This window comes from Brevundimonas sp. UBA2503 (assembly GCF_002341485.1).
Taxonomy (GTDB): Bacteria; Pseudomonadota; Alphaproteobacteria; order Caulobacterales; family Caulobacteraceae; genus Brevundimonas; species Brevundimonas halotolerans.
Genome location: NZ_DDOD01000016.1, coordinates 79,400 through 81,172, shown reverse-complemented (window position 1 = coordinate 81,172; position 1,773 = coordinate 79,400). Strand labels below are relative to the sequence as shown.

At 64.6% G+C, this 1,773-nt stretch carries 3 protein-coding genes and 1 tRNA gene; 2 read left to right on the top strand and 2 right to left on the bottom strand.

Annotated features, from left to right (window positions below; genetic code table 11):
* Positions 1-130: 130 nt before the first annotated feature.
* Together B4K74_RS13495 and B4K74_RS07935 are read right to left on the bottom strand one after the other, a co-directional pair.
* On the bottom strand, positions 131-349 hold the full coding sequence (locus B4K74_RS13495; RefSeq protein ID WP_414631899.1) for a DDE-type integrase/transposase/recombinase: 219 nt from the start codon (positions 347-349) through the stop codon (positions 131-133).
* 25 nt (positions 350-374) lie between these two features.
* A tRNA-Ser gene (locus B4K74_RS07935) sits at positions 375-464 on the bottom strand.
* Positions 465-596: 132 nt separating this feature from the next.
* On the opposite strand from B4K74_RS07935, the gene msrA reads away from it, so the two are divergent.
* Positions 597-1,259: a peptide-methionine (S)-S-oxide reductase MsrA gene (gene msrA, locus B4K74_RS07930; RefSeq protein ID WP_286692484.1), complete on the top strand. Its 663-nt coding sequence runs from the start codon at positions 597-599 to the stop codon at positions 1,257-1,259.
* Positions 1,260-1,262: 3 nt separating this feature from the next.
* On the top strand, positions 1,263-1,607 hold the full coding sequence (locus B4K74_RS07925) for an MmcQ/YjbR family DNA-binding protein (protein WP_286692483.1): 345 nt from the start codon (positions 1,263-1,265) through the stop codon (positions 1,605-1,607).
* Positions 1,608-1,773: the final 166 nt, after the last annotated feature.

Sequence of the window (1,773 nt, the reverse complement as noted above, 5' to 3'; positions counted from 1 at the left end):
GAATCCTTGAATCAGCGAGATCGATCCGCCGCAAGCTTTATGAGTTCAGAACCTAACCGGCCGAGGGGGTGCTGTCAGTCCAACGACAACTCGTCTCCACCAGGCGCAGACTGGGCAGGGGCCGCAGAGCCTATCCGGCGAGCGTCTTCCACTCAGCCAAGGCGGCTGATCGTCGGGCTTTGTAGTCGTCTCTGCTGATGAGGTGGCGATCCTGGTTGAAGTGGTTGTGGAAGGCGGCGTGGACGGAGCAGAACTTCTGCAATGTCTTCATCTGCCGGAAGCGGAGCATGGCCCGTTCTCGTCGTCGGAAGGACCGGTGTGAATTCTCACACCGGTTGTTGACCCTTATCGTTGATATTCAATGGGGTAGGCGATGGCGGACAGAGAGGGATTCGAACCCTCGGTACGCTTTCACGTACACACGCTTTCCAAGCGTGCGCGATCGACCACTCCGCCACCTGTCCATTTCCACATCGCGGAAACGCGCGGGCAGTCGACCCGCGAGAGGCGAGGCTGATAGAACAGACTGGCCCTCTCGGCAAGCGGGGGGTGGCACCCCATATGCCGTGTCTTCCCTGTTTTGTTCGAGAACCGCCATGCTGACGCAAAAGACCCAGATGCCCACGGCCGAGACCGCCCTGCCGGGCCGCGCCGATCCCCTGCCCACCGATGAGTTGCACTTTGTCAGCGGCAATCCGCTGAAGGGGCCGTATCCGGACGGGTTCGAGGTGGCCGTGTTCGGCATGGGCTGTTTCTGGGGCGTGGAGCGCATCTTCTGGCAGCTGCCGGGGGTGTGGGTGACGGCGGTCGGGTATTCGGGCGGGGTGACCCCCAATCCGACCTATGAGGAGACCTGCACCGGGCGCACCGGGCATACCGAAGTGGTCAAGGTGGTGTTCGACCCGACAGTCATCTCCTACGGCGACCTGCTTAAGGCCTTCTGGGAGAACCACGACCCGACCCAGGGCATGCGCCAGGGCAATGACATCGGCACCACCTATCGCTCGGCCATCTATTACGGCGACGAGGGCCAGAAGGCCGAGGCCGAGCGGTCGCGGGAGGCCTATCAGGCGGCGCTGGCCAAGGCCGGCCGGGGCGAGATCACGACCGAGATCGCGGCGCTGGGACCCTTCTATTATGCCGAGGACTATCACCAGGGGTATCTGGCGAAGAACCCGGCGGGCTATTGCGGCATCGGCGGGACCGGCGTGGTCTGCCCGATCGGCGTTGGCCCCAAATTCGAGACAGAGGGGGCCTGATCGATGGACCGGGCGGGGATCGGCCGGGTGTGTCTGGCGCTGCCGGCGACCACGCTGGCCCATTCGTTCGGCGAGGATCACGACGTCTACAAGGTCGGCGGCAAGATGTTCGCCATCGTCGGCGGCGAGGGGGCGCTGAGCTTCAAGGTCAGCGATATTGCCTTTGAGGTGCTGAGCGAGGCCGGACACGCGGCGCCTGCCCCCTATATGGCGCGCGCCAAATGGGTGCAGGTGGCGGATCCGGCGAGCTGGGATGAGGGCGAGCTGGCCGATCATCTCAAGACCGCCCACGCCCTGATCGCGGCGAAGCTGACGAAGAAAGCGCGCGCGGAGCTGGGGCTGGGGTAGGGGCGGCTCGTCCTGCAAATAAACACCGTCTGAATAGTCTGAATGGTGCCTTCTCCCTTGGGGGGAGAAGGTGGGCCGCGAGAGCGGCTCGGATGAGGGGGCCGCTGGACACGCGCTGACCGGGTCCGCCCGGGGCAGACCTCCCCCTCATCCGTCAGGCTCCGCC

Coding starts and splice junctions, on each gene's coding strand:
- msrA (WP_286692484.1), top strand. CDS start 597: ATGCTGACGCAAAAGACCCAGATGCCCACGGCCGAGACCGCCCTGCCG.
- B4K74_RS07925 (WP_286692483.1), top strand. CDS start 1,263: ATGGACCGGGCGGGGATCGGCCGGGTGTGTCTGGCGCTGCCGGCGACC.